We start from the raw sequence: 20,080 nt of genomic DNA on the forward strand, positions 1-20,080 counted from the left end.
CACACGAGCAGGAGCAGCCCGGACAGGGCCGCCGGTACGCGCACGTACGGCACCCGGTCCCGGCGCCGGACCGCGTCGAGCCCTCCTACGGCCGCCCGGTCCAGGGCCGCGTACAACGGCAGCAGCACGAGGTCGTGCAGCACGGCCGCGCCCACGAACCACAGCACCACGCCGAACCAGTCGTCCGCGAGCAGCCGCACCCCGGCATAGGCGGCCAGTGCGAACGAGCAGGCGAGCAGCAGGAGTTGGAACGGGCTTCCGAGAGGGAACCGCGGTCGGCGCATCACAGGTCTCCGAAGGTCATGCGGGCCACCCACTTGGTGTTGAGCACACCGGGTGCGGCGGGCACGATGATCCGCGCCGGGTAGCCGTGGTCGGGGGACAGCTCCTCGCCGTTGACGTACAGGGCGAGCAGGGAGCGGGGGTCGGCCACCTGGTTGGCGCGCAGGGCGGCCTTGCGGAAGGCGCCGTGCCGCTGGAGGGACTCGACGAACACGTCCGGCGGGTCGTCGTCGTATCCGACGAGCCCCGCGAGGTCGCGCAGCCGCACCCCGCGCCACCACTGGTCCGACGTCGACCAGCCCTCGACGCAGGCGATGGGCAACGCCGAGCTGTGCAGGGGAAGTTCGAGGAGCCGGGAGCGGCTCAGACGGACCGTGCCCGTGCGCCCCGTCACCACGAGCTGCCACGTGTCCGCGCCCGTCTCCGCCGCGTCGATGCCGGCGTACGCGGCGGTCTTGTTGATCTGGAAGCCGTTCGGTCCGCTGCCGGGTTCGCCGCCGCCGTGCGGCGCGAGGAGCGCGGTGCGGCGCAGCGGACCGTCGAAGTTCTGCCCCACCGTGGTGGCGAACAGCAGCAGCGAGCCGCCCCCGACGAACCACAGGGCGCCGCGCCGGGAGACGGTCGGGTCGGCGGGGCGCGGTGACACCAGGTCGTTCTTCTCCTCCCTCAACTGCCGCAGATTGCGCAGCGCGATGGGCATCTTCAGCAGCACGTGGGCTACGAAGGCCGCGAAGAAGACCCAGGCACCGTAGAAGTGCAGAGGATAGAAGGAGCCGGGGAAGACGTAGTCGAGCTGGATGTTGAGCACCCCGGTCACGAACTCGAACAGGCCGCCGCCGACCAGGAGCAGCAGGGAGACCCGCTCCAGGGCGTGGGCGAGCGAGCGGGCCGGGGGCAGTGCGAACAGCCTGGGTACGACGGACCACAGCTTGGCGAGCAGGACGGGGATCAGGGTGATGCCGAGCGTGACGTGGACGCCCTGGTTGAGCCGGTACAGCCAGTGCGGGTTCGTCGGCCAGGCGAAGAGGTAGAAGCCGAGGATCCCCTTGTCCGGCGTCTTGTCGTTCACCGGCGACAGGTCCGGGTTGTAGGCGGCGTACGAGACCAGGCCCGTCACGAACAGCACGGTGATGCCGACGAGCAGGACCAGGCCCAGCACCGAGGTGAACCAGGGGCCGCGCAGCGGGCTGCGCCAGAAGCCGGGTGAGGAGGGGAACCGCGGATCGCGTGGATCGTCTCGCATGGCCCGACCGTAGGCCCCGACCACCCCCGGAACGGGTGCGCGAACGATGACGAAACGCTGACGTCCGGCCCGGACGGCGGTCAGCGCCCGCTCTGTCGGCCTAGCGTTCCGGTCGTGAACCGCTCCTCACGCCGTGACCTCTACGCCTGCGTGGCCGCCGTACTCCTGGTGACGGCGGCCGTGCTGGTCGGCCGCCGCATTCAGGCGACTCGCCACACCCTCTTCGTCAACTGGCCCCCGCTGCTGGCGACCTGGGACCCGCACGTGGGCCCCGGCAGCGCGGCGGCCGTCGCCGTGGCGATCGGCACCGTGGCGTACGGGCCCGCCCTCGCGGCCCGTCTCCCGTGGCGGGGTCTGCTCCCGCTGGCCTGGGCCACGGCCCTGGCATGGATCCTCTCCCTCGCCCTGGTCGACGGATGGCACCGCGGTATCGCCGGGCGGCTCACCACCCGCCACGAGTACCTCCGCGTCATCGACCGCTTCGACGACATCCCGGCCACCTTGCACGGCTTCACCGACCACATCCTTCTCGGCTCCCCCGACCACTGGCCCGCCCACGTCGCCGGTCACCCGCCGGCCGCCCCGCTCACCTTCGTGCTCCTCGACCGGATCGGGCTGGGCGGCGGGGGCTGGGCCGGGATGTGGTGCATCGCCGTCGGGGCCACGGCCTGTGTGGCCGTGCTGGTCACGATCCGCGCCCTGGCCGACGAGGCGCTCGCGCACAGGGCCGCCCCCTTCCTCGTGCTGGCGCCGGCCGCCGTGTGGACGGGGACCTCGGCCGACGCGTACTTCGCGGCGGTGGCGGCGTGGGCGGTGGCTCTGCTGGCACTGGCGGTGACCGGACGGTCCCCGTGGTGGGCCGGGGCGTCAGGCCTGCTGTTCGGCCTGGTCTGCTACCTGTCGTACGGCCTCACGCTCGTCGCGCTGATCGGGGCGGCGGTGCTGTGGCTCGGCCGGCACGGGATCCGGCAGCGGCCGGGGCTGCTGGTGGCGCTGTTGGCCGGACTGGCCGTGGTCCCGGCGCTGTTCACGCTCGCCGGGTTCGACTGGTGGGAGGCGTACCGCCTGCTGGTGACGCGCTACCACCAGGGCGTGGGCGGCATCCGTCCCTACGGCTACTGGGTGTGGGCCAACCTGGCGTGCGCTGTGCTCATCACGGGTCTGGCGACGACGGCGGGGCTGCGGCGAACCGGTGCGGTGCTCGTCCGCCGGCGTGACGGCGCCTTTGGCCGGACCGCCGAGGCCCGCCTCGCTCTCCTCGTGTCCGCCGCTCTGCTCGCCCTGCTGGTCGCCGACCTGTCCGGCATGAGCAAGGCGGAGACGGAACGGATCTGGCTGCCCTTCGCGGTGTGGCTGCTCCCGGCGTGCGCGTTCCTCACCCGGCCCCGCGCGTGGCTTGCCGCCCAGGCGGTGCTCGCGCTGCTCCTCAACCATCTGCTGCTGACCGGGTGGTGACGAGCCGCGCCCGCTCCCCCGTGGTGCGCAGCCCGCTGCGGCGGTCGTCGGCCGAGATGCCGTTGCCGTTGGACGTGGCGGGCGACGTTGGTCAGGGCTTCGGAGAGGACGGCGACCACGTGGTCAGCCACCTCGCGCGGCGCACGGGTGTCCGACAGGCCCTCCATCCGCACGCTGGGCGCGAAGCCCGGCACCGGTGCCGCCTCGCCCGCGATCCGCACTGGTGGATGAGCTCCCCGAGGATGTCGTGGCCCTCCGGCTGGCGGCCGATGCGCGCGATCCGGTCCGCGGTGACGCCGAGCGTGTGGAAGGCCAGGCGTTTGCCGTCCGGGCCGATCACTCCGAGGTCCGCGTACCTCGGCGTCGACCAGCACGGCGGCGGCCGCACGCAGCGCCTGCTCCAGGTCCAGCTCCTGCTCCAGGTCCCGGCCGACGGAGAGCAGTGCCGCCAGCAGGCTGTGCACCCGATCGCGGGTGCCGCGGGCCGCGTCCAGCCGGGTCCGGACTCCTCCAGCAGTTCGTCCAGCCTCAGCTGCGGCAGCCGTACGCAGGCCTCCCGAGACTCCTCGGCGCCTGCCACCTGCGTCTCCTATGATCCCCGGTGCTTCGACGGCTTGCGGTGTGGTGGTCCGGGACTGGACCAGGGGCGATGACGGCGACTGCCGGTGCGGCGGTCCGGGGCCGGGCCAGGGACCATCGGCCCTTGGCGCCGACGACGGCGCGAGGGACAGTGGAAGCAGGAGCGGCACCGATCCCCCGCGGTGTCGCTCCGTCCGACGGCCGCGCGGGCGAAGCCTGATCCCGGCGAGGCCCGTTGGGGCGGCGCCCGTTCGGCCGGTGGGGGCCGCTCGGCCATGAGCGCCACGGCACTCCCTTGTGTCAGGCCGCGTCCACGGCGACGACCTCGCGCTGCTCCACGCCGAGCACGACTTTGAGCGCGCCGGTTTCGGCGGCGCGGGCGAAGACGTCGTACGCCTCCTCCATGTGGTCGAGCGGGAACGTGTGGGTGCCCAGCCGCGAGGTGGGCAGGCGGCCGGAGGCCGTCATCCGCAGCAGGGTCGGGGTGGAGTAGGTGTCGACCAGTCCGGTGCTGATGATGATGTTCTTGATCCACAGGTCTTCCAGGTGCAGGGTCGCGGGGCGCCGTGTACGCCGACGTTGGCGACGTGCCCTCCGGGCCGGACCATGCGGGTGCACAGCTCGAAGCTCTCGGGCACGCCGGCCGCCTCGATGACGGCGTCCGCGCCGAGGCCGTCGGTGAGGTCGGCGACCAGTTCCCTCCAGAGCCTCGCGGGCGGCCTCCAGCCGGGCGGGCGCCAGGTCGACGGCCACGATCCGTTCGGGTGAGAACAGCCGGGCCGTCGCGATGACCGCCAGTCCGATGGGGCCGGCGCCGACCACGACCACGGTGGTGCCGGGACGGACACGGCCGTCGGGTGTCCGGCGCCGCGGAGCGGCCTGACAACGGCGGCCGGCCCGTAGAGTGAGCGTATGTCGGAGTCCGAGCGGGACCTGGCCGACATCCAGCGTCAGCACTGGCAGCAGACCTACGGCGAACATCCGGGCATGTACGGGGAGGAACCGTCCGAGCCCGCCGTCCACGCCGCCGCGGTCTTTCGGGCCGCCCACGCCGGGAACGTGCTCGAGCTGGGTGCCGGGCACGGTCGCGACACGCTGTTCCTCGCACGCGAGGGCTTCCTCGTGCTGTCCACCGACTTCAGCCCGGCGGGTCTGGAGCAGTTGCGCGAGGCCGCTGGCGTCCAGGGCCTGGCCGAACGGGTCACGACGGCAGTCCACGACGTGCGCGAGCCGCTGCCGCTCGCGGACGCCTCGATGGACGGCGTGTTCGCGCACATGCTGCTCTGCATGGCTCTGTCCACGAACGAGATCCACGCCCTGGTCGCCGAAGTACGCCGTGTCCTGAGACCGGGCGGCGTCTTCGTGTACACCGTCCGGCACACCGGAGACGCGCACTACAGGGTGGGGACGGGCCACGGCGACGACATCTGGGAGCACGGCGGCTTCGCCGTGCACTTCTTCTCCCGTGAACTGGTCGACGCCCTCGCGGAAGGCTGGAGCCTTCAGGAGGTCCACGCCTTCGCGGAGGGTGGGCTGCCGCGGCGGCTGTGGCGCGTCACCCAGACCCTTGCCGGGTGAGGGGACACCGGCGAGACCCGTGGCACGAGATCTCAGCCCTCGGCCCCCACCGCTCGCCGGTCCGGCACCGCCGAGCACCTCAGCGCGAGCGCGGCGATGTCGTCGTAGAGTCTTCCGCCGCTGTGCTGGAGGAGGTCCCGGTGCAGGCGGTCGAGGAGTTCGCGGGGCTGTTCCACGTCCTGCCGGCGCATCCAGTCGGACAGGGGGAAGAACCGGCCGGAGTGGTCGCGGGTCTCCGAGACGCCGTCGGTGTAGAGCAGGAGCTGGTCACCCGGGGTGAAGGAGACCAGGTCGACCCAGTAGCGGTCACCGATGAGTGCGGCGAGGTTGAGGGGCGGGGAGGGAATGCTGGGTTCGAGGAGGCGGACCTTCCCGCAGTGGGCGATCAGTGGCGGGGGGTGCCCGCAGTTGAGGAGTCGTATCTGGCCGCCGCCGTGCGGGATCTCGGCGAGGAGGGCGGTGGCGAAGTGCTCGGGCTGGTCCTGGATGGGGAACGCGTCGCTGTGGCGCGTGATCGTGGTCTCCAGGCGATGGATGATGCCCTGCAGGTCGGGTTCGTCGTACGCGGCCTCCCTGAAGCAGCTGATCACCGCTGAGGCGGCCCCGACCGCGGACAGGCCTTTGCCGCGTACGTCGCCTATGAGCAGCCGGACCCCGTGCGGTGTGCCGATCGCCTCGTAGAAGTCGCCGCCGATCCGTGCCTGTTCCTGGGCCGCCAGATACAGCGACTCGATCTCGACGTCCTGGATGCGGCGCGGCAGCGGGCGCAGCAGCACCTTCTGGGCCGCGTCGGCGACGAGCCGGACCTGGAAGAGGATCTCCTCGCGCTGAAGGCGGACATGGCTGCCGTACGCGGCCGCCAAGGTGACCGCGATGATCGCCGCGGACGTGTACTGGGTCCCGAGATCGGTGTGGAAGAGACTCAGGACGATCATGAACACGAAGCAGAACGCCCCCAGCAGGATCGTGGGGAGCACCGGCCACATCGCGGCCGCGAGGGCGGGCGCGGCGGGCAGAAGGCGGCTGAAGGCGATCTCCCTGGGGGTCGAGGCCGCCACGCCGACGATGAGGACGGTCAGGACCACGGGCGCCAGCCGGGCGGCGTCCCATCGGCCGCCATAGGCAGGACGACGGCGCCACAGCCGCCCAGGCATGATCACAAAATGCATCATATCTACCTAAGCAGACATAGGGCGCGGGGAAATCGCGCACCGCTCCGCCGGAGCCGAGGTCGAGGCCGCGGGCCTGGCCACTTGGGATCACCGGTGTTAAAAAGGTCGCATGGCGAACCGTTTCGCCCATTTTCCGCACCTCTCGGTGAAACGCCTGATCAGCAAGGGCATGCGAAGCGTGGCCGGGCAGGTGTTGATCTTCCAGGTGGCCCTGGTCGTGCTGCTCGTCGCCTGTGGCGTCTTCGCTCTCATCCTCCAGTCGGAGCGGGACACCAACGCCGAGGCCAGGCGCCGCTCCACGGCCGTGGCGCAGACCTTCGCACACGCACCGGGCGTCCTCGCGGCGCTGCAGGCCCCGGATCCGAGCAAGGTCCTCCAACCGCTCACAGAGGAGGCACGCAAGGCCGCCGGCGTCGACTTCATCGTCGTCATGGACACCGAGGGCATCCGGTACACCCACCCCTTGCCGGACCGGATCGGCAAACGGTTCGTGGGCGAGATCGGGCCATCCCTGGAGGGCAGGACCTACGTGGAGAGCGTCAACGGCCCACTCGGTCGCGAGGTGCAGGCCACGGTCCCGATCGAGAACGCCGACAGCGAGGTGGTGGGACTCGTCTCGGCCGGGATGAAGGTCAAGAACGTCGAGAGTCAGCTGGCCCGGCAACTGCCGATCATCCTGGGCGCCGGGGCCGGAGCGCTGGTGCTGTCCACCGGAGTGACGGCCCTGGTCGGCAGGCGGCTGCGCCGGCAGACGCACAGCCTGGCCCCGGCCGAGATGAGCCTGATGTACGAGCACCACGACACGGTGCTCCACTCCGTCCGCGAAGGGGTGCTCATCGTGGCTTCCGACGGGCGGCTGATCCTGGCGAACGACGAGGCCAGACGGCTGCTGGAGCTGCCCCCGGACGTCGAGGGGCGGCTCGCCTCGGAGCTGCCGGGCCTCGATCCCGGCACGAAGGAGCTGCTGGTCTCCGGGCGCGAGGCCACCGACGAGGTGCATCTCGCGGGAGAGCGGTTGCTCGCGATCAACCAGCGGCCCACGGACCGCGAGGGCGACCCCAGGGGAACGGTGGTGACGCTGCGCGACTCCACCGAGCTCCAGGCGGTGACCGGCAGGGCGGAGGTGGCACGGGAGCGGCTCAGACTGCTGTACGACGCCGGGCTCCGCATCGGTACCACCCTGGACGTGCTGCGCACCGCCGGCGAGCTGGCGCAGGTCCCCGTGCCCCGCTTCGCGGACTTCGTCACCGTGGACCTGGCCGACGCCGTCCTGCACGGCGAGGAGCCGGCCCCCACGGCGACGGACATGCGCCGCGCGGCCGTGTACGGCATCCGCGACGACCATCCGCTCTCCGCACAGGGCCGGCTCTTCGACTATCTGCCCTCCACGCCCCAGGCACGCGGCTACGGCAGCGGCAGATCCCAGCTGGTGAGCGACCTGCCGACCGCCACGAGCTGGCGTGTGCAGGACCCGGAGCGCGCCAAGGCGATCATCGACTACGGCATCCATTCGCTGATCACCGCCCCGATCCAGGCCCGGGGCGTCGTGCTGGGCATGGCCAACTTCTGGCGCGCCCGACCGCACGAGCTTTTCAACGAGGAGGACGTGTCGCTGGCGGAGGAACTGGTGGCCCGGGCCGCGATCAGCATCGACAACGCCCGCCGCTACACCCGAGAGCACACCCTGGCGGTCACCCTCCAGCGCAGCCTGCTGCCGCAGGCCATGCCGGCGCAGAACGCCCTCGACATCGCCTACCGGTACCTGCCCGCCCAGTCGGGTGTGGGCGGGGACTGGTTCGACGTGATCCCGCTGCCGGGGAGCCGGGTGGCGCTGGCCGTCGGCGATGTGGTCGGCCACGGCCTGCATGCCGCCGCCACGATGGGGCGGCTGCGGACCGCGGTGCACAACTTCTCCGCCCTCGACCTGCCGCCCGACGAACTGCTGAGCCATCTGGACGACCTGGTCGGGAGCATCGACCAGAAGGAGGCGGCGGAAAGCGCGGCGGGGGTCGTGGGCGCCACCTGCCTGTACGGGATCTACGATCCCGTGACGCGCCACTACGTCGTCGCCCGAGCCGGGCATCTGGCGCCCGCGCTGGTCCGGCCCGACGGAACCGTCACCTTCCCGGACGTGCCGGCGGGCCCGCCGCTGGGTCTGGGCGGCATGCCGTTCCAGACCGCGGAGGTGTGCCTCGCGGAGGGAACCCAGCTCGTGCTGTACACCGACGGTCTCATCGAGGACCGCAGGCGCGACCTCGACGTGGGAATGGAGCTGCTGCGCGAGGCGCTCACCGGCCATCCCGGCCGGCCGCCCGAGGACACCTGCCGGCACGTACTGGACAGCCTGCTCCCCCGGCGTCCCAAGGACGACGTCGCCCTCCTCGTCGCCCGCACACGGGGGCTGCCTGCGGACCGGATCGCCGAATGGGACGTACCGCCGGACCCTGCCGCCGTCTCGGGCATGCGCGACGCCGTGTCCCAACGTCTCGAAGCGTGGGGCCTCGAGGAGTTCGGCTTCACCATGGAGCTCATCCTCAGCGAACTCATCACCAACGCCATCCGCTACGGCACCGCCCCGATCCACGTGCGGCTGATCCGCGACCGCGCCCTGATCTGCGAGGTCGCCGACGGCAGCAGCACCTCCCCCCATCTGCGGTACGCCGCGACGACGGACGAGGGCGGCCGAGGCCTGTTCCTGGTCTCACAGATGGCCGAGCGCTGGGGCACCCGCTACACCCCCCAGGGCAAGGTCATCTGGGCGGAACAGGTCCTTCCCGAGCCGCTTCAGGAGTCCGTGCCCACGGCGGACCAGGAATGAGCGAGCCCCGCCATGAACCACTCGGATACGGTACCCAGGGTGCACCGCGGGTGAGTTGTGGCAGCGCTCAGGGGAGAGGGGCCCGGCACTATGCAGGTGTCAGAGGTGCCGCGGGCGGTGGCCGCGGCCATGTCGGCCGCGTCGTCGGTCGGCCTGGTGGTCGACGACGCGATCGTGCTGCACGACTCGAACAAACTCACTCTGCGTCTGCTGCCATGCGACGTCCTGGCCCGGGTGGCGCCCGTCGGGAACCAGGTCGCACAGTTCGAGGTCGACCTCGCTCAACGGCTGATCGCATCCGGGTGCCCGGTGGCCGCTCTCGATCCTCGGGTGGAGCCACGTGTTCATGAGCGGGACGGGTTCGTGGTCACACTGTGGACCTACTACGAGCCCGTGCCACCTGGAGAGATCGCACCAGCCGACTACGCCGACGCGCTCGGGCAGTTACATGTCGGCATGCGCGAACTCCACGTCCCGGCACCGCACTTCACGGATCGCGTCGAGCAGGCCCAGCAGTTGGTGGCCAACCGCGAGCAGACTCCGGCGCTCGGCGACGCGGACCGGGAACTGCTCGACGACGCGTTACGCGGCCTGAAGCGAGCCATCGGCGAGCGTGGCGACGCCGAGCAACTGCTGCACGGCGAGCCGCACCCGGGCAATCTGATCAGCACGAAGAACGGGCCGCTGTTCATCGACCTCGAGACGTGCTGCCGTGGGCCCGTCGAATTCGACCTCGCCCACGCGCCCGAGGAAATCGGCGCGCACTATCCGGGCGTCGACCAGGATCTGCTGCGCGACTGCCGGCTCCTCGTCCTGGCGATGATCACCACGTGGCGCTGGGACCGGGACGACCAACTCCCGAACGGGCGCCGCCTGGGCGCGCAATGGCTCCGCCGGATCCGGGCAGCGCTCCATGGCTGATCGAAAGAAGCCGGACAGCGTACGAGGAACACAAATGATGAACCACGAAGGGGCCCGACACCGCCGTCCCCGGGCAGGCCGCATCAGGCCCCTTTGTGGTTCGTCAGGCCCCTTTGTGGTTCAGGCAGGCAGGCCCGCCTCCGATGCCGAGGCGAGGATGCTGTCGCCGACGACGTCCGCGACCTCTTTCCAGTCGGTGAGGGACATCGTCAGGGGTGGCAGGAGTTTCAGCACGTGACCCAGGCCCGAGGTCTCGGCGATGACGCCGGCGCGGAACAAGGTCTGCCGGGCGTGCTCGGCGGCGGCGGGGGTGGAGAAGCGGAGGCCGCTCATCGCGCCCTTGCCGACGACGTGGGCCGCGCCCGCGGGGAGGGCTTCGGTGATGGCCATGAGGCTGGTGCGGATGGCGGTGGTGAGTTCGGTGGTGTGGTGGGTGAAGTGCGGGTCCGTCCAGTGGTCCAGGGCGGCTGAACCCGCGACGAAGGCGAGGTTGTGGCCGCGGAAGGTGCCGTTGTGCTCGCCGGGAGCCCAGTGGTCGAGGTCGGGCCGGATCAGCAGGGCCGCCATGGGCAGGCCCTCGCCGCCACCCGCTCCGTCGGGCGTGCCCTGCCCGGCTGGCACCTGTACGTGACCGACCCGGCCGGACGGCCGCTGCCGCCCGGCGTGGCGGGCGAGATCTGCGTCGGTGGCGCCGGGGTCGCGCTCGGCTACCTCGGCCAGGAGGAACTGACCGCCCGGCGCTTCGTCCCCGACCTCTTCACCGGCGGCACCCTGTACCGCAGCGGCGACCTGGGGGCGGCTGCGCCCGGACGGCCGTCTCGAACACCTCGGCCGGATCGACAGCCAGGTCAAGATCCGCGGCTTCCGGATCGAGCTGGACGAGATCCGCTCGGTGCTGCTGGAGGACCCGGACGTACGGACGGCGGCCGTGGTGGTCCGCCGCGACGACCCGGCCGACGCCGCCACCGCCAGGATCGACGCCTACGTGGTCCTCGCCTCCGGCGACCCCGCCGCCGTCCGCAGGCGGGCCGCGGACATCCTGCCCGACTACATGCTCCCCGCCACGGTGACCGCCCTGGACACCCTCCCGCTCACGGCCAACGGCAAGCTCGACACGGCCCGCCTGCCCGCCCCCGCCGCGCCGGCCCGGGAGACCGAGCCCGTCCCGGCCGACGACGATCTCACCGGCCAACTGCGGGCGATCTGGAGCGAGGTGCTCGGCCGGCCGGTCGACGTGGACGACGACTTCTTCGACCTGGGCGGCAACTCCCTCTTCGCCGTCCGCATCGGCGCCGCCCTGCGCGCCCGTGGCCTGCCGTCGCTGCGGCTGCGGGAGCTGTACCGGCATCCGACGATCCGCGCGACGGTCAGGAGCCTCACCGCGGCGCAGGCCGGGGGTGGTTCCTGAGGTCGCCGCCCTACGACTTGACCCTCACCCTGCGTGAGGCTGAATCGTGGCGTCCATGAGCGACTACTACAACGCGTTCGAGATGAGCCCCGTGCCCACCCCCGGTCCGGACGCGGTCCCGCCGGAGCCGTTCCGCGGCATCTACGGAATGCCGGCGTTCGCGACCGTCCCCACGACCGATCTGGCCGCGTCGGTGGACTTCTGGACTCGGGGGCTCGGGTTCTTCGAGCTGTTCGCCATCCCCGGCAGGGTGGTGCATCTGCGCCGGTGGGCGTTCCAGGACGTGCTCCTCGTCAGGGCGGAGACCGTTCCGGAGCAGGCACCGGCGCTGAGCCTCAGCTTCGCGTGCGTGCTGAGCGAGGTCGACTCCGTCGTCGAGGCCTGTCGCGCGGTGCGGCCGGGCTCGGTCGACGGCCCCCGGGACACACCCTGGACCACCCGTGACGTGGAGGTGATCACCCCCGAGAACGCGCGGATCGTCTTCACCGCGGCGAAGCCCTTCGATCCCGCCAGTCAGGAGGCCAGGGATCTCGCGGCCGTGGGGATCACCCCGCCGGGTGCCGGGGGCGGCGAGAATGAGGATCATGTCTGATGTCACCGACACCGACGGCCTGACCGTCGGTCAGGTCTCGGCGCGTCTGGGCGTGACGGTCCGCGCGCTGCACCACTGGGACGAGATCGGTCTGGCGCGGCCGTCGCTGCGCACGGCTGCCGGATACCGGCTCTACACCACCGGTGATCTGGAACGTCTGCACCGCATCGTCGTCTACCGCGAGATCGGCCTCGGCCTGGACAGGATCGGGGCCATCCTGGACGACTCGACCGCGGACGTGACCGGTGCGCTGCGCGCGCAGCGCGCCCAGGTCACCGAACGGATCGAGCGCCTCCAGCAGCTCGGCGCCGGTCTGGACCGGATGATCGAGGCCCACGAGCGCGGCCTGCTGCTGACCGCCGAGCAGCAGGCCGCGATCTTCGGCCCCCAGTGGGACCCGGACTCTCCCGCCGAGGCCCGTAAGCAGTACGGGGACACCAGGCAATGGCAGCAGTACGCCGAACTCTCGGCCGCTCGCGGCCCGGAGGAATGGCAGGCCGTCGCCGACGCCGTGGCCGCCCTCGACCGTGCCCTGGGGGACGCGATGGATGCCGGCGTCGCACCTGGTAGCCCGCAGGCCGATCAACTCGTCGAGCGGCACCGTGAGGTGTTCGCCTCGTACTTTCCCCTCAGCCGGCGGATGCAGGTCTGTCTCGGCCGGATGTACGAGGCCGATCCGGGGTTCGCCGCCCACTACGACGGCATCCGTCCCGGTCTCGCCTCATGGTTCCGTCGCATCGTCGACGCCAGTGCGCGCGCCCACGGCATCGACCCCGACACCGCGACCTGGCAGTGACGGGGCCGCTCCTCAGCACGGCCGGCGCCAGGTGTCCAGTTCCGGCTTCTTCCGCATCGACGACAGGCGGAGTTTGCGGGCCGTCGGGCAGAACCGGGCCGTGGGCTCGGCGTACTCCACGTGGAAGACGGCCTTGCCCGCCGAGATGAAGGGTTCGAGCAGCGCGCACTCGTCGTACTGGGCGCACTCCTCGTTGACCGCGAAGTCGAAGTCGTCGAGCAGGTGCGGGATCTGGGCCAGGTCGTTCTTGAGGCCGACGGCGAGGCCGCGCTCGTGGGCGATGGCGGCGATCATGCGGTTGTAGCGGAGCTGGTCGCGTGCCGTGAGCGGGAAGCCGGTGTCGTTGCCGTAGCCCTCGACCAGGTCCGGTTCCACCGCGTCAAAGCCCTTGTCCCGGCACATGTCGAACCGGCGCTCCATCAGCGGGCGCAGCAGCGCGAGCCGGCGGATGTCCAGCCAGCGTTCGCCGTGCCAGCCGTTGGGCTTGCCGAGGATGGAGCGCGGGAAGGCGCGTCGGTCGGGGCGGAAGTCCTCCCAGGCGCCGACGTTGACGTAGCAGATGACCTTGCGGCCGTCGCGGTGCAGACGTGCCACGTCGTCGGCGGTGTTCTCGAAACCGTCGATGTCGTAGACGGGTACGTCGACGGACGGGTCGACCTTGCCGTCGAGCTGCCACTGCCAGGCCAGCCCGGGGCGCGGCTGCCACCGCGCGTCGGGGGCGGGGGCCGTGGGGTTGGCCGGGGTGGGAGCCTGGCCGCCGGAGCACCCCGCCAAGGTGATCAGGGCGGCCACGACGGCGGCCGACACCGCCCGCCTCACCGGTCCGCCTCCGCCAGTGCGGGCGTCAGTCGGGACCAGGGGTTCGGGGGTTCGCCCGTCACCGGTCCGCACACGCCCGCACCTCTCTCCTTCGCGGTCCGCAGGGCGAGCGGAACGAGCGGTTCGGGCACGCCGTAGACCAGGTGGCACAGTCGCTCGGCTGGCAGTCGGGCGGTCCAGGAGGGGCGGCTGAAGTCCGAGACGTACTGGGACCAGGGGCCCTCGAAGGTGACCGTCAGGTCGGCGAGCCGGGCGTATCCCGGCGCGGGATGGACACCCGGGTTGAGGACGACGGTCGAGGCGCCGAGCCGACGCGCGGAGCGGACCAGTCGACGGCAGTCCGGCAGTCCGTGCGGCGCCGCCGGCACCTGGTCCAGGAAGCAGCCGTCGACGGCGTACCACTCCTGGTGCCGGCGCAGATCGGCGGTGATGTCGTCGGGGTCGCGGGCGCCGTAGTCCGTGTCCAGGTAGCCGAGCAGCCGGGCTCCCGCCGTACGCAGCGCCTCCGCCGCCGCGACGAACGCCGGATCCGGGGCGCGGCCGGGTCCGTTCGCGGGGTTCAGCACGACGGCGTAGGTGCGTGCGGCGCAGGTGATGAGCCGGTGCCAGGCGGCCGGGTCCTCGGCCGGGTGCACGTACAGCGGGATCAGCAGGCTCACCGCGCCGCCACCCCCGCGGCGGGACCGGCCCGTCGGCCGGTGGCCGCCCACAGGGCCGCCACGGACGCGTCGAGGGGGTGGGCGGGCTTCCAGCCGAGGGCGTCGCCGGCCGCCGTGATGTCCGAGCACTGCCACGACACCTGCGCGGACCGGGCGGATCCGCCGTCCTCCTCCTCGACGATCCGGCCCCGGAACCCGGCCGCGTCCGCCAGCGCCCGCACCAGCTCCCGCACCGGACGGGCCTCCCCGCCGCCGACGTTGAGCACGGACGGCAGCGGCCCCTCGGCGGTCACCGCGAGCCGGGCCGCCCGGGCCACGTCGCGTACGTCCACGAAGTCGCGGCGCGCTGACAGGTCACCGAGGCGCAGGACCGCCTCCGGGTCGTCGCCGTCGTCCCCGAACGAGGCGGCGAGCAGTGCGGCGACCCGGCCGGGCAGCCCGGTGGGCGGGGCGCCCGGGCCGACCGGGTTCCCCACCCGCAGCACCACCGCGTCCAGCCCGGACGCGGTCACCGCCACCGTGCCCGCCAGCTTGGTCGCGCCGTACGGGCCGGCCGGCCGGGTCGGCGCCGACTCCGTCACCCGTACTCCGGGTTCGGTGGGCCCGTACTCGGCGGCCGAGCCCAGATGGACCAGGCGGGCCCCGGGCGCCGCCTTCCGCAGGGCGGCGCACAGCACGGCGGGGCCGCGGGCGTTCACCTCCGCGAGGGTGGCGGCGTCGCCGCCGGTCGCGCCCGCGCAGTTGACGACGGCGTCGGGCGCGGCCTCGGCCAGGGCCTCCGCCAGGTCCTGCGGGCGGTCGGCGGCGAGGTCCACGGTGACGTCGGCGGCGGGCGAGCGGCCGCCGACGAGGACCCGCGCGTCCGGCCGGACACGCAGCTGCTCGGCGACGTGCGTGCCCAGGTAGCCGGTGGCGCCGAGTACGAGGATGCGCATGGCCGCTCAGGCCCCCTTGAGCAGCAGCGACTTGCGGCTGGTGAACTCGGCGTTGGCCCGGTCGTAGTCGTCGGGGCGGCCGATGTCGAGCCAGTAGCCGTCGAACTCGTAGGCGTGCGGGGGGCGTTCGGCGGCGAGCAGGTCCATCACCAGTTCGTCGAAGCCGAGCGGCAGCCCGGGCGTGTAGTCGTCGAGGGTGGTGCGGGAGACACCGTAGACGCCCATGGACACCCGGTAGTCGATGCTGGGCTTCTCGGTGAAGGCGACCACGCGGCTGGCGTCGGTGGTCAGCACGCCGAAGTCGATGTGGACCTTGCGGGCGTAGGTGGCGATGGTCAGGGGCGTGCCCGACGCCTGGTGGGTGCGCAGGACGTCGGCGTAGTCCAGGTCGGTGAGGACGTCGCCGTTCATGACGAGGAAGTGTTCGGGCAGCCGGTCGCGCAGGGTGAGCAGCGGGCCCATGGTGCCGAGCGGGCTCTCCTCGGTGGCGTAGTCGACCTTCAGGCCCCACTGGGTGCCGTCGCCCACGTAGGCGCGGATGATCTCGCCCAGGTGGCCGATGGCGATGGTGCAGTGGGTGAAGCCGGCCGTGGACAGCTGGCGCAGCACGATCTCCAGGATCGCGTGCTGGTCGCCGATGGGGACGAGCGGCTTGGGCAGCGCGGTGGTGTACGGCCGTAGCCGGACGCCCTTTCCACCGGCCAGGATCACTGCGTGCATGGCGTACCTCCTGCGATACGTGCCGGTCGGGTCAGATGTTGTAGATGCCGGTCTTGTAGCGGGCCAGGTTGGCCGGGTCGGTGAACCACCGGGCGGTGCGCGCGAGTCCTTCCTCCAGGGTGCTCGCGGGTCGCCAGCCGGTCGCCGTGGTCAGCCGGGTCGCGTCGGCGACGAGCCGCATCACCTCGGAGGCGGCGGGCCGCAGCCGCGCGGAGTCCTCCTGGACGTCGAGCGGGGCGTCCATCACCTTGCCGATCAGCGCGACCAGGTCGCCGACGGAGATCTCCCCGCCGGTCCCGGCGTTGAAGGTGCGGCCCACGACCCGCTCCGCCTCGGCCGTGCCGACCGCGAGGAAGGCCTGCGCGGTGTCCTCGACGAAGGTGAAGTCCCGGGTGGGCCGCAGGTCGCCGAGGGTGATGGTGCGCTGTCCGGCCGCCACCTGGCCGATGACGGTGGGGATGACGGCGCGCATCGACTGGCGCGGGCCGAAGGTGTTGAACGGCCGCAGCGTCACGACGGGGGTGCCGAAGCTGGCGTGGTAGCTGTCGGCGAGCCGGTCGCCGCCGGCCTTCGAAGCGGCGTACGGCGACTGGGTGTTGATGGGGTGGTCCTCGGTGATCGGCACGGTCCGCGCGGTGCCGTACGTCTCGCTGGTGGAGGTGTGCACCAGCCGCGGGGTCCCCAGCGCGCGCACCGCCTCCAGCACGTTGAGCGTGCCGGTGACGTTGGTGTCCACGTAGCTGTGCGGGGCCTGGTAGGAGTACGGGATCGCGATGAGCGCGGCCAGGTGGTAGGCGCAGTCGGCGCCGTCGAGCAGGCCGCGCACCGAGCCGGGGTCGCGTACGTCGCCGAGGACGATCTCCACCTGGTCCAGGACGTCGGCGGGCAGCGTCTCCAGCCAGCCGTAGGAGGAGAAGGAGTTGTACTGGGCCATGGCCCTGACGCGGTGGCCGGAGGCGACGAGCGCCTCGGTGAGGTGCGAGCCGATGAAGCCTTCGGCTCCGGTGACGGCGGCGAGCGGTGCGGAGGTCAACTCTTGGTCCCTTCGTCGTGGTCGTCGGACGGGGGACCCGGCGCGGACGGGCGCGGGTCTGCGGTCCGATGGGGTCGTGCGGTTCGTTCGCGTGGTCAGGAGTGCGGGGACGGCCGGCCGAGCAGGCGTGTCGCGCAGACCGCGAGACAGACGGCGGCCACGCCGCAGGCCCAGGGCAGTACGGGCGGTCCTGGCGGCAGGTCCAGCAGGAGCACCGCCCCGGCCGGGCCGGCCGCGGCCAGGCAGAGCACGGCCGGCGGCCAGGCCACCCCGAACGCCTGCAGCAGCAGGGCGGTCCACAAGGCGGCCGCGAGCAGGAGCAGGGTGACCGGGTCGGAGCCGGTGAGCAGTGCCGCGGGCAGCAGCAGTGACAGATAGCCGGTCAGGCACAGGCCGAGGACGGCGGTCGAACGCAGCAGGAATCCGGCGGGAGTCGCGCTCACCCGCAGCGCGGCGACCGACCAGCCGCGGTAGCGGTACAGCAGCCACTCGGCCGGGCCCATGCTGAGCGTCAGGGCGATCACCGCGTACGGCTGCCGTCGGCCCTCCAGCATGACGAGCACGGCGGCGGCGAGCCCGAACAGTCCGTACGGCACGGACGCGCGAAGCGGCGGCCGTACGGCGTCGGCGCTGGCCGGGCCGGCGCGCCCCGCCCACAGGACCCGACCGGCGGCCCCCAGCGTGGCCAGCAGCGCCAACAGCGGCAGTCCGACCCGCAGTTCGGGTCCGGGCTCCCACCACGGCAGTACCGCGGCGCCCGCGATGAGCGGGCTGAGCGCGGCCAGCAGCAGCCGCTCCCGGGCCAGGACGAGCAGTACGCTCGCGCCGGCCAGGTACAGCGACTGGGCGGCCGCCACGGCGAGAGCCAGGGCGCCGGCCCCGGGGAGCGCCGCGAGTGCCGTGGCCGCGGCGGCGCCCAGCAGGGACCCGGTCAGCAGCGTGCCGGATGCCTCCCGGCGTCCGGTCACCAGGCGCAGATGGGCGCGGTGGCCCAGTGCCTGTCCCCAGGCCCAGGAGGCGATGCCCGCCACGATCAGCACGGGGGCGTGCCGGTCGACGGCCCACAGCGGCGCGGTGAGCAGGTAGGCCAGGGCCGGCAGCGCGAACAGCACGCCGCGCAGGAGGCAGCGCAAGGTGTCCGGGCGCCACGGGTCGGCCGGGCGGGGCGGCTCCGGGAACGTCCGGGGCACCCGCTGGTACAGCGCGGTCGCCAGGGAGAAGAGGTTCGGGTGGCCGTACCGCTCCTTGATCACCGTGGCGGACAGGCCCTCGGCCTCCAGCAGGGCCGCCACCTCGTAGGGGTGGACGGCGGGTCCGATGGCGTCGGCGAGTTCGGCGGCGAGTGTGCTGACCGCCTCCTCGTCGGGGCCGGGTCCGGGCAGCCGGATCGCGAGCGTGGCGTCGTCCAGGGCCCAGCGCGGGCGGCGGCGCGGCGGGCGGGGTGCGGCCAGCCGCAGGGCGAGGGTGTCCTGTCCCGCGTCGCCGGGTTCGAGGGATATGGGACCGCTCATCCGGTCAGACTCCCCGTGCCGGTGACCGCCGGGCCGGTGACCGCCGGCGCGGGCAGCACGACTCTGGCGGGCGACTGCGCCTTTCCTGCGGCCAGTTCGTGGTAGATGGCACGGAAGGTGTCGATGGTCTGGCGCAGGGTGAACTGTTCGATGACCCGCAGCCGGGCCGCCTCGCCCATCGCCCGGCGCCGGACGGGATCGCCCAGGAGCTCCAGCGCGGCGGCGGCCATTGCGGCAGGGTCGCGCGGCGGCACCACGAGCCCGGTGTCGCCGACGGCCTCGCGGACGCCGCCGACGTCGGTGGAGACGGTCGCCCGGCCGCACGACATGGCCTCGATCAGCGTGAACGGGAAGCCCTCGCTGATGCTGGACAGCATCACCACGTTCCCGGCGGCGTAGGCGTCCTTGATGTCGTCGACGCGGCCCTCGAAGGTCACCGCGTCGCCGTGCCCCAGCTCGGCGGCGAGGGCCTCGCAGCGTTCCCGGTACGTCTCGCCGCCCCGGGGTGTGCCGCCGAACAATCGCAGGCGTACGTCCGGCAGCCGGTCCCGGACGAGTGCGAAGGCGCGGATCAGGGTCTCCAGGTCCTTGATCGGGTCGACCCGGCCGGCCCAGCTCAGGGTGAGGCTCTCCGGCTCCGGTCCGGCCGGTGGGAAGGCGGCGGGGTCGACGCCGTTGTAGACGGTGCGGATCGACTCGGGGTCGGCGCCGCCCTGTTCCTCCCACAGCCGGTTGTAGCGGTTGCCCGGGGTGATCAGCGCCGCCTGGCGGTAGCTCTCCTCCGCCAGCAGCCGGAAGAAGCCCAGGATCACCGCCTTCACCGGCCAGCGGTACGGCGCCGTGCGATAGCCGAGATAGCGCTCGCGCAGGTAGACGCCGTGTTCGGTGAGCAGCAGCGGAACCCCGTGCCGTTCGCGTGCGGCCAGCCCCGGCAGGACGGCGACGCCTCCGCTGACGGCGTGGGCGACGCCGTGCTGCGGGGGCGGGGCGGCCAGCGGGCGCAGCGCGTGTTCGAGCAGGGCGGTGGCGGTGAGCGCGTCGTGCAGGGTGGGCCGCGCCTCGCGCACGGCCAGCCCGGGACGCGTCCATACGGCGGTCAGGATGCGGATCGCGGTGTCGCCCCTGAGGAACGCGCTGAGTTCGCCGCCTGCCCCGGCCCGCGCCAGGGTGTGCAGCGCGGGTGCGAAGCCGTGCTCGGCGCCGGGGTCGACGAGCGCGGTCAGGAACCGCTCGTAGGCGTCGGTGAGCCGCCTGCGGGACCGGCCGCGGGGCGGGCGGCCCTCGGGTGCGGCGCCCCACATGGGGACGGACAGGACGCCGCTGACATGGTCGGGCAGGTCCCACACGATCGGCTCCCGTCCGGTGCCGGTGACGGCGATGACGTCGAACTCGATGTCGGGCATGCCGGTGACGAGCTGGTCGCACCAGACGCTCACACCGCCATGGCTGTGCGGGTAGGTGCCTTCGGTGAGCAGGGTGACGCGCGCGGTGTCGTTGGGTCGCGCGCCGTGGTGAACGTGCATGGATGTGCTCCACGGCCGAGGTGTGGGCAGGGGTGC

The 20,080-nt window shown here is 72.6% G+C and carries 16 protein-coding genes and 3 pseudogenes; 7 read left to right on the top strand and 12 right to left on the bottom strand.

The features are described 5' to 3' along the window. Positions 1-283: 283 nt before the first annotated feature. A complete protein-coding gene (locus ACFZBP_RS11135) occupies positions 284-1,525 on the bottom strand; it encodes a molybdopterin-dependent oxidoreductase (protein WP_391411957.1) in 1,242 nt (413 codons plus the stop codon). Between the two features lie 114 nt (positions 1,526-1,639). On the opposite strand from ACFZBP_RS11135, the gene ACFZBP_RS11140 reads away from it, so the two are divergent. Then, a complete protein-coding gene (locus ACFZBP_RS11140) occupies positions 1,640-2,980 on the top strand; it encodes a hypothetical protein (protein ID WP_391411959.1) in 1,341 nt (446 codons plus the stop codon). Positions 2,981-3,206: 226 nt separating this feature from the next. Here the strand turns inward: ACFZBP_RS11140 and ACFZBP_RS11145 are convergent. Beyond that, a pseudogene (locus ACFZBP_RS11145) lies at positions 3,207-3,560 on the bottom strand (histidine kinase); the annotation flags it as partial. A 299-nt stretch (positions 3,561-3,859) separates the two neighbouring features. Further along, positions 3,860-4,414 (bottom strand): annotated as a pseudogene (locus ACFZBP_RS11150) (zinc-binding dehydrogenase); the annotation flags it as partial. 57 nt (positions 4,415-4,471) lie between these two features. Between ACFZBP_RS11150 and ACFZBP_RS11155 the strand changes: the two are divergent. After that, positions 4,472-5,137: a class I SAM-dependent methyltransferase gene (locus ACFZBP_RS11155; RefSeq protein ID WP_383443725.1), complete on the top strand. Its 666-nt coding sequence runs from the start codon at positions 4,472-4,474 to the stop codon at positions 5,135-5,137. A 32-nt stretch (positions 5,138-5,169) separates the two neighbouring features. Here ACFZBP_RS11155 and ACFZBP_RS11160 read toward each other — a convergent pair whose 3' ends face one another. Next, entirely contained in the window at positions 5,170-6,291 is a 1,122-nt protein-coding gene (locus ACFZBP_RS11160) for a SpoIIE family protein phosphatase (protein WP_391411961.1), read from the bottom strand. 127 nt (positions 6,292-6,418) lie between these two features. Here ACFZBP_RS11160 and ACFZBP_RS11165 point away from each other — a divergent pair, with 127 nt between their 5' ends. Both ACFZBP_RS11165 and ACFZBP_RS11170 read left to right on the top strand, forming a co-directional pair. Next, positions 6,419-9,127 carry a SpoIIE family protein phosphatase gene (locus tag ACFZBP_RS11165; protein WP_391411963.1) on the top strand — a complete coding sequence of 903 codons (2,709 nt, stop codon included), beginning with the start codon at positions 6,419-6,421 and terminating at the stop codon, positions 9,125-9,127. Positions 9,128-9,217: 90 nt separating this feature from the next. Beyond that, a complete protein-coding gene (locus ACFZBP_RS11170; protein WP_391411965.1) occupies positions 9,218-10,048 on the top strand; it encodes a phosphotransferase in 831 nt (276 codons plus the stop codon). Positions 10,049-10,168: 120 nt separating this feature from the next. Here the strand turns inward: ACFZBP_RS11170 and ACFZBP_RS11175 are convergent, their stop codons facing one another. Continuing rightward, positions 10,169-10,615, bottom strand: coding sequence for an aminotransferase class III-fold pyridoxal phosphate-dependent enzyme (locus ACFZBP_RS11175; RefSeq protein ID WP_391411968.1), 447 nt, complete (start codon positions 10,613-10,615; stop codon positions 10,169-10,171). Positions 10,616-10,621: 6 nt separating this feature from the next. Between ACFZBP_RS11175 and ACFZBP_RS11180 the strand changes: the two are divergent. From ACFZBP_RS11180 to ACFZBP_RS11190, 3 genes and pseudogenes are all read left to right on the top strand, one after another. Further along, positions 10,622-11,456 (top strand): annotated as a pseudogene (locus tag ACFZBP_RS11180) (non-ribosomal peptide synthetase); the annotation flags it as partial. Between the two features lie 55 nt (positions 11,457-11,511). After that, on the top strand, positions 11,512-12,048 hold the full coding sequence (locus ACFZBP_RS11185; protein WP_391411970.1) for a VOC family protein: 537 nt from the start codon (positions 11,512-11,514) through the stop codon (positions 12,046-12,048). Further along, positions 12,041-12,844 (top strand): TipAS antibiotic-recognition domain-containing protein, encoded by an 804-nt coding sequence (locus ACFZBP_RS11190; RefSeq protein ID WP_391411973.1) that lies wholly within the window; start codon positions 12,041-12,043, stop codon positions 12,842-12,844. Before ACFZBP_RS11185 ends, ACFZBP_RS11190 begins: the two co-directional genes overlap by 8 nt. Positions 12,845-12,856: 12 nt before the next feature. Here ACFZBP_RS11190 and ACFZBP_RS11195 read toward each other — a convergent pair whose 3' ends face one another. From ACFZBP_RS11195 to pelF, 7 genes are all read right to left on the bottom strand, one after another. Continuing rightward, positions 12,857-13,663 carry an endo alpha-1,4 polygalactosaminidase gene (locus ACFZBP_RS11195; protein ID WP_383443662.1) on the bottom strand — a complete coding sequence of 269 codons (807 nt, stop codon included), beginning with the start codon at positions 13,661-13,663 and terminating at the stop codon, positions 12,857-12,859. Continuing rightward, complete coding sequence (locus tag ACFZBP_RS11200) at positions 13,660-14,322, bottom strand: spherulation-specific family 4 protein (RefSeq protein ID WP_383443659.1); 663 nt, start codon at positions 14,320-14,322, stop codon at positions 13,660-13,662. Before ACFZBP_RS11200 ends, ACFZBP_RS11195 begins: the two co-directional genes overlap by 4 nt. Then, positions 14,319-15,257, bottom strand: coding sequence for an NAD-dependent epimerase/dehydratase family protein (locus ACFZBP_RS11205; RefSeq protein ID WP_391411976.1), 939 nt, complete (start codon positions 15,255-15,257; stop codon positions 14,319-14,321). Before ACFZBP_RS11205 ends, ACFZBP_RS11200 begins: the two co-directional genes overlap by 4 nt. 6 nt (positions 15,258-15,263) lie before the next feature. Further along, a complete protein-coding gene (locus ACFZBP_RS11210; RefSeq protein ID WP_062720295.1) occupies positions 15,264-15,977 on the bottom strand; it encodes a nucleotidyltransferase family protein in 714 nt (237 codons plus the stop codon). Between the two features lie 31 nt (positions 15,978-16,008). Then, complete coding sequence (locus tag ACFZBP_RS11215; RefSeq protein WP_383443652.1) at positions 16,009-17,010, bottom strand: GDP-mannose 4,6-dehydratase; 1,002 nt, start codon at positions 17,008-17,010, stop codon at positions 16,009-16,011. 95 nt (positions 17,011-17,105) lie between these two features. Beyond that, the gene (locus ACFZBP_RS11220) at positions 17,106-18,521 is read right to left on the bottom strand and encodes a hypothetical protein (protein WP_391411979.1); all 1,416 of its coding nucleotides are present in this window, start codon (positions 18,519-18,521) and stop codon (positions 17,106-17,108) included. Next, complete coding sequence (pelF, locus tag ACFZBP_RS11225; RefSeq protein ID WP_383443646.1) at positions 18,518-20,044, bottom strand: GT4 family glycosyltransferase PelF; 1,527 nt, start codon at positions 20,042-20,044, stop codon at positions 18,518-18,520. The genes ACFZBP_RS11220 and pelF overlap by 4 nt, the downstream gene beginning before the upstream one ends. Between the last annotated feature and the right edge of the window lie 36 nt (positions 20,045-20,080).

The organism is Streptomyces sp. NPDC008086, assembly GCF_042957325.1.
Classification (GTDB): domain Bacteria; phylum Actinomycetota; class Actinomycetes; order Streptomycetales; family Streptomycetaceae; genus Streptomyces.

What these genes read in the sequence shown, in the direction of transcription:
- ACFZBP_RS11135 (WP_391411957.1), bottom strand. Translation starts at nt 1,525, where the DNA reads ATGCGAGACGATCCACGCGATCCGCGGTTCCCCTCCTCACCCGGCTTC.
- ACFZBP_RS11155 (WP_383443725.1), top strand. Translation starts at nt 4,472, where the DNA reads ATGTCGGAGTCCGAGCGGGACCTGGCCGACATCCAGCGTCAGCACTGG.
- ACFZBP_RS11160 (WP_391411961.1), bottom strand. Translation starts at nt 6,291, where the DNA reads ATGCCTGGGCGGCTGTGGCGCCGTCGTCCTGCCTATGGCGGCCGATGG.
- ACFZBP_RS11165 (WP_391411963.1), top strand. Translation starts at nt 6,419, where the DNA reads ATGGCGAACCGTTTCGCCCATTTTCCGCACCTCTCGGTGAAACGCCTG.
- ACFZBP_RS11170 (WP_391411965.1), top strand. Translation starts at nt 9,218, where the DNA reads ATGCAGGTGTCAGAGGTGCCGCGGGCGGTGGCCGCGGCCATGTCGGCC.
- ACFZBP_RS11175 (WP_391411968.1), bottom strand. Translation starts at nt 10,615, where the DNA reads ATGGCGGCCCTGCTGATCCGGCCCGACCTCGACCACTGGGCTCCCGGC.
- ACFZBP_RS11185 (WP_391411970.1), top strand. Translation starts at nt 11,512, where the DNA reads ATGAGCGACTACTACAACGCGTTCGAGATGAGCCCCGTGCCCACCCCC.
- ACFZBP_RS11190 (WP_391411973.1), top strand. Translation starts at nt 12,041, where the DNA reads ATGTCTGATGTCACCGACACCGACGGCCTGACCGTCGGTCAGGTCTCG.
- ACFZBP_RS11205 (WP_391411976.1), bottom strand. Translation starts at nt 15,257, where the DNA reads ATGCGCATCCTCGTACTCGGCGCCACCGGCTACCTGGGCACGCACGTC.
- ACFZBP_RS11210 (WP_062720295.1), bottom strand. Translation starts at nt 15,977, where the DNA reads ATGCACGCAGTGATCCTGGCCGGTGGAAAGGGCGTCCGGCTACGGCCG.
- ACFZBP_RS11220 (WP_391411979.1), bottom strand. Translation starts at nt 18,521, where the DNA reads ATGAGCGGTCCCATATCCCTCGAACCCGGCGACGCGGGACAGGACACC.
- pelF (WP_383443646.1), bottom strand. Translation starts at nt 20,044, where the DNA reads ATGCACGTTCACCACGGCGCGCGACCCAACGACACCGCGCGCGTCACC.